Origin of the sequence: uncultured Gimesia sp., assembly GCF_937910335.1 — a bacterium.
Lineage (GTDB): Bacteria > Planctomycetota > Planctomycetia > Planctomycetales > Planctomycetaceae > Gimesia.
The window spans coordinates 1-5,824 of record NZ_CALEMX010000488.1 but is presented as its reverse complement, the minus strand read 5'-3'; the positions used below and the strand labels follow the sequence as shown (position 1 = coordinate 5,824).

General features: G+C 47.7%; 6 protein-coding genes. 2 read left to right on the top strand and 4 right to left on the bottom strand.

Annotation, left to right across the window (positions count from 1 at the left end; translation table 11 throughout):
* Nucleotides 1-273 precede the first annotated feature (273 nt).
* A complete protein-coding gene (locus tag Q0668_RS19995) occupies nt 274-960 on the top strand; it encodes a GDSL-type esterase/lipase family protein (RefSeq protein ID WP_298867896.1) in 687 nt (228 codons plus the stop codon).
* Nucleotides 961-1,214: 254 nt separating this feature from the next.
* Here the strand turns inward: Q0668_RS19995 and Q0668_RS19990 are convergent, their stop codons facing one another.
* Together Q0668_RS19990 and Q0668_RS19985 are read right to left on the bottom strand one after the other, a co-directional pair.
* Entirely contained in the window at nt 1,215-1,748 is a 534-nt protein-coding gene (locus tag Q0668_RS19990; RefSeq protein ID WP_298867894.1) for a hypothetical protein, read from the bottom strand.
* Nucleotides 1,749-2,152: 404 nt separating this feature from the next.
* Complete coding sequence (locus tag Q0668_RS19985) at nt 2,153-3,172, bottom strand: carbon-nitrogen hydrolase family protein (RefSeq protein WP_298867892.1); 1,020 nt, start codon at nt 3,170-3,172, stop codon at nt 2,153-2,155.
* A gap of 501 nt (nt 3,173-3,673) precedes the next feature.
* Here Q0668_RS19985 and Q0668_RS19980 point away from each other — a divergent pair.
* Nucleotides 3,674-4,132 carry a hypothetical protein gene (locus Q0668_RS19980; protein ID WP_298867890.1) on the top strand — a complete coding sequence of 153 codons (459 nt, stop codon included), beginning with the start codon at nt 3,674-3,676 and terminating at the stop codon, nt 4,130-4,132.
* Nucleotides 4,133-4,213: 81 nt separating this feature from the next.
* On the opposite strand, the gene Q0668_RS19975 is transcribed toward Q0668_RS19980, so the two are convergent.
* Together Q0668_RS19975 and Q0668_RS19970 are read right to left on the bottom strand one after the other, a co-directional pair.
* Nucleotides 4,214-4,507 carry a hypothetical protein gene (locus tag Q0668_RS19975; RefSeq protein WP_298867888.1) on the bottom strand — a complete coding sequence of 98 codons (294 nt, stop codon included), beginning with the start codon at nt 4,505-4,507 and terminating at the stop codon, nt 4,214-4,216.
* A 73-nt stretch (nt 4,508-4,580) separates the two neighbouring features.
* Nucleotides 4,581-5,824, bottom strand: a 1,244-nt coding sequence (locus Q0668_RS19970; RefSeq protein WP_298867886.1) for a CocE/NonD family hydrolase, incomplete at its 5' end; no start/stop codon positions are given.

Sequence of the window (5,824 nt, the reverse complement as noted above, 5' to 3'; positions counted from 1 at the left end):
CTCTCTGAAATCTTAATTAATCTGAAAAATTGATTCTTAGAGGCTGCCTTTAATATTTGAGCGGCACGGCGCTAGGTAGTGCTTATATAATCGTTTTGCGGATCATTCTCAGGAGAGTCACCTTTAGCGAGATCGGTATTAACCGCGGCTGATCTTGTTTTTGATCATTAGCCGAATGGCGTTAGCCACGGTTCCTCCCAAGTTGCATAGAACTATTGGAAATAAGAAACACTACCTGGCCGCCGTAATTGAATTACAGGAAAGAAATAAGACGTGTTCAAATCCCTTCTAATCTGCTTAACCATGTATATGTTCGCCTCGCCCCTCAACGTGGTCGCCGCGGAAGTGATCAACGCAGGTGTCGGCGGAAATCGGAGCTCCCAACTCTTAAAACGCCTCAACCGCGATGTACTCGCCCACCATCCCAGCGTAGTAATACTCATGGTCGGAACAAACGACCGACTCAATTCGGGCGGCTTCATTACAGCAGAAAATTACAGAAAAAACGTCATCACTCTTTTAGATAAGATTCAGGCAGGCGGCGCAAAAGTAGTATTGATAACACCACCACCCTGCATCCCCGAGCTGTTGTTCAATCGCCATGATCCCCAAAAGTACGCCGACCAGTCCCCTAACGAACGCATGCAGGAAGTCCGCACGATTCTGCTGGAGATTTCCAATCAGAAAGAAATCCCCTTGATCGACTTTCATCAACATCTCATCCAACACAAGATTGCAGATCAACAGAAAACCAGCGTCCTGCGCAACATCGCCAACAGCGGCATCAAAGATGGAGTCCACCTGACGCCAGAAGGTTACCAACTCCTCGCAAAACTGGTTGCAAAAAAACTGACAACAGAGAAAATTGATGTCACAAAAGTAATCTGCTTCGGCGACAGCCTGACGCAGGGATCTACCAAAGTAAACTATCCAGCCTACTTGAAAGAGCAGTTAAAATAAGGTTTCATGAACCAAAACATGAGCGGCTCGACGCTAGGTAGTGTTTATTTAATCGTATTAGAGGATAATTCTCAGGAAAGTCACCTTTAGCGAGATCGGTATTAACCGCCGCTAATGCCTTGCGGCTTATCTTGTTTTTGATCATTAGCCGAATGGCGTTAGCCACGGTTCCTCCCAAGTTGCAAAGAACGATTGGAAATAAGTAACAACTAATTCGCTGCGCGGGTATAGTAGTTTATTCGTCAGTGTTCAAGTTATCTTAGATTTGGGGTTCGCTCTTCCAAAAGGTCGGAGCCTCGATATGCCCTCACCGCGTCAACAGGTACATTCAAGGAATTGACTAATCGATCCAACAAGGGAGCATGCGGGGTATTGGGTGGGGCAATTTCGCTAATATGTTCTTCTCCGCGTAACAAATACGTAATACGAATTACATTGGGATCGTCTTCACCGACTCCAGCATGTATAGCTGTAAGATTTGCCGTCACACTATTTCCACCACGCGGTCCATTCCAACCCCGATCATCATCATCATTTACCCATGAAGGGTGGGGCAACTCCTCAAGATCAAGAACAGCCTGTATTCCTTCACGCAATACTTTTATAGCAAATTCGGCTTCAGTTACAGTTGCCAACAGTCTTTGGTGCGAAACTGTTGGTACTACGTGCACGAAGACTTTCCGAATGCTATAGACATCGAGAACTTGTTGCCAGATTCCTTGACCCCAATCTACGGCTGGCAAATTTTTGCTAGCCAAAGCATCGTTAAATCGGTCCTTAAATCGCATTCCAAGACCAGATGTGTCTAGTGCGTCTGTGCACACATTCTCGAATGCAGACCATGCCGTCTGGATAGACCATCGAACGTATGCTCCGCGATCCCATTGGTTTTCGGTTTGCCTTGCCAATTTCCGAGCGTGCAACGCATCGGACCATACATGGTACTGGATCGAATTTATTGTTTTAATCATATGCGAAACCCCGTGATTTTTATGCGTTTAATGACTCTCAAAGAGAGGCGAACTAGTCTATTAAGTAGTTTCTGCCTATTACCTGTTTTTCGCTACTTTGCGGATTAACGCACAGATAGCAAAATGTCATAAATAACATTGTAATAGTTAATGCTCAATCGCCAATTTTTCCGGGTGCCTCTGGCAGTTTCTATCTAGTATCGGGTATCGAACCCACAGTCTCACCCAGCCGGATTGGCTCCTGCTGAATGAGGTGTTGCTTCGTTATTAGGTAGAAAACTAATGGGGCGCTGGGCCTCGCGATTGACGGTCAGTTGAAAGATATCGAAACGGTTATACCCGCCGACCAGATCGTGATACTGCTTGGGCTCGACACAACAGGATAGATCAATTTCCGCATACAGCACCCCTTCTTCATCTTGCATGATCTCGCTGACAGGAGCACCATCCGGCCCGATGACGACGGAAATTCCGCGCGGGCTGTTATCTAAAATTCGACCGGCCTCTTTATCTCGGCTGGCCAAGAGGTCACGCGCGGAGCGACCCAGAAAGCCGGCTGCCACCAGATTGAATAGTTTGCCTTCGAAAGAGTGAGCCCCCGCGCGAATCAGGATCGCGTTTTTGAGATCGTAGTTTTCATTCGTCGCGGGGTCATGCGAAGGCCAGACAGGAGGATAGGTGGAAAGATGGATCTGCTCGCCTTGTGCCAGCAATGTGAATCGCGCCAGCGGATTCGTATTTTCGCCGCAGATCAGCATGCCAACTCTGCCCAATCGTGTCTCGCTGACTTGCAGGCCGGCACCGTCGCCGGGCGCCCAGATCAATTTTTCGTAAAACGTGGGGACAATCTTACGGTGATGACACAGAATACTGCCATCATCGCCGATCAACGTGTTGGCGTTCCAGATACAGCCGCTGCTGACCGTAGTCCCTTCATTGAACCCGATGGAAACCAGAATCTCACATTCGCGAGCCGTATCCGCAATCATCGCCAGTTCGGGGCCGTCGATCTTTATCGAATTGGCGGCGAGTTCGCAAAACAGATCATGGTTATGAATCGGTGCCTGCAGCGCACACCAGACCGGAAATGCCGGAATATAGGTTTCCGGAAAAACAATAATCTGAGCCCCCTGTTTCGAAGCCTCTCGGATCAGCGAACAAGCCTTGTCGACCGTCGCTTTCTTATCAAGAAATACAGGAGCCACATGGGCCAGGGCCGCTTTAAAGGGAGAGTCAGTCATAAGGAATCACCAAATGAAATTAAAGAGAGGTTCTAAAGCAGCCCGCATTCAACAGGCAGCTACAGTACGTTTGAGAAGCACGGTGCCAAATCCAAAATAAAACTTTGGAGTCAAAAATGATAGTACGAATCGCGTGACTCAGATAAAATCATGCGAGTTGTTGCTCTTAGCCTGATTTTAAAGAGTTGACGCCAGCAGCGCTCTCAGAAAATCATTGAGGGAAATTCCGAACACGTAACGGCCGTTTGCTAAACAAAACATTTGTAAAATCTACAATCCAGACTCTTTGTTTGATCGTGTAGATTTCAATTCTTGAGCCAATTATGTGCATCGATTACAGAATTCTACCCTCAATTGCCGATACGCTGTATTAGGCCGATTGTATTGATCAAGCAAAATGGAAGCGGCCCGCTGAAACTGGTGACTTCTTACATACACAAATGGCAAAGCCACTCAGGACTTGAGTTTGCTTGTCACACTTCCCGGGGATCTGTAATGAGCATGAAGCAACGATGGTTTTTGATGACAACGGGCGTACTTTTCCTCGCCGGAGCGGTTTTCGCCTCAGCTGAAAAAAGCAAAACGGACACCGATCAAAGTGATCAGCAGGCCGCTTTGATGATTGCCAAGCTTGCCAGCAGTCAGAAAATTACCAACGGACTCGTTACAAAAGACTTTGACCAAATTCTACGCGGTGCCAACGATTTGAGCCGCATTTGTGACGCCACCGAATGGGCCTCGCACAGCGATCCCGGCTATGCACATCACCGAACCGAATTACGCAGGCAAACAAAAAAACTCGCGAAAATGGCGAAGGAAAAAAATCTCGACGGAGCCACCTTCTCATATATTCAATCTTTAACAACCTGCATCAGTTGCCATGAATACTGCCGCGATGTCCTGAGCATCGCCGATGAGTCAAAGATCAATCTCAAAGTCGTGCCGATTCCTTCGAACTGAAACAAAGCGAAAAAAAATAGAAGCTGGTAAAAGAGGGAGATCGATAGATTCTGTGTCACTGTATCTGGCTAAAGTAAATTATTATTTGCTTATGTCGCGCCAAGAACAGAACTTTGACCAGATTTCATAGTCGAATATGCCGCCTTCAGATAGTAGTCCACATGCTTTCGCCGTATGTTCCCATTGCTTTGTATTATATGGGGTTGGATCAAGATTCGATTTAGTGAGTTCAATTAACAGGCCTTCAAAGGCCATTTCCGGTTCACCGTGTTCCAAATAGTGATCTACTTCAGTCAACAATTCTGGATCCAACAAGGAACGACAAGGCTCCAAAAGATTTATGACTAATTTTTCTAAATCTTCAGTTTTCATCATTGGGTCAACTGAATCGTTATATAATTGTTGAGATGCGAAGGACTGTTTGTTTGGAGTATATTCTAAACCACATTCACTCCTTACACGGCAAAATAATCCGCGAAGGATGTATCTGATCGTGATAGACCTTTTCGGTAGCCACAACTGATTTTTTTCCAAACGGCCCTTCCGCCGTATTCGGGTTGCGGTCGAACAAGGGAAAATAAGCGCCGCAGATATCAACGCGCAGTCGGTGTCCTTTGCCAATCTGTGCTGCAATCGGTCCCAGGTCAACGGTGATTTCATAGACTTTGTTCGGTTCGAGCGGTAATGGATGCAATTCCGAATTACGGAAACTGCCTCGTAAAATTCCCACCGTGAGATTTTGAGAAAAGCCATCAGGATGGACGTCGATCAGTTTGACCACCCAGTCTGCATCAGGTGTATCAGCCGAGACAAACAGCTTTGCTTTCGCATTACCGGCAAACGTCAGCGGTTTCGTGAAAACTTTGGAAGTGTAAACCAGCACATCATCACGCTTTTCAATGGGGCGTTGATCCACGGGAGCCCAGGTCGCCGAAATCAAGGGCCGCGCTTCAGTAACCGGACAGGCAGGCGCAGGATCATCAGGGTTCGCTTTAAAAGCGTCTGAGGCTTCCCCCATTGTAGCTGGTGTTCGATCAAGCACGCCATCACCGGCACCCGTATTGGCATGGCCATCGGAATGCAGAAAAAAAGACGTCTGTTTAAAACCCAGTGGGGGCCAGGTCGTGTCTTCGTGCCAGACATTGTCGCCCATCGAAAAATATTTCACGGGGACGTCAACCGCAGGGATAGCGGAATCGTCTGCTTTCAAAACACGATTAAACCATTTGAGGTTCTCCCCGGCGGCATCGATGACCGCATTCTTACCAAAATCGACGTCCCCCACTTTCGAACGACCAATCGAACCATGATCCCACGGGCCGAGAATGAGTTGTTGGCGAGAACGCGTTTTCCGATCACTCGCCTGCTGCTGCATCCGCATGAAATTACCCACTGATTCGCGCGAGAAGAAATCATAATAACCGACGATATGCTGCATCGGCAGTTTCAGGTCGGCGATCTCTTCGGTCAGCTCCAGCCGTTTCCAATAACCGTCCAGTCGCGGATGAGTCAGCATGCCTTCCAACCACGGAATCGACCAGCCGATCTCTTCATCGACTTCACTCAATGGTAGATGCAATAACGTCCCGCGCCAGTCTGTCGTGAGTTCGGCTCCCTCTGGTTTTTCAGCTTGTCCGGACGCCCAGCGCGTAATCAATGAAATCCGCAGTGCACCGCCAAGATACAAATTAC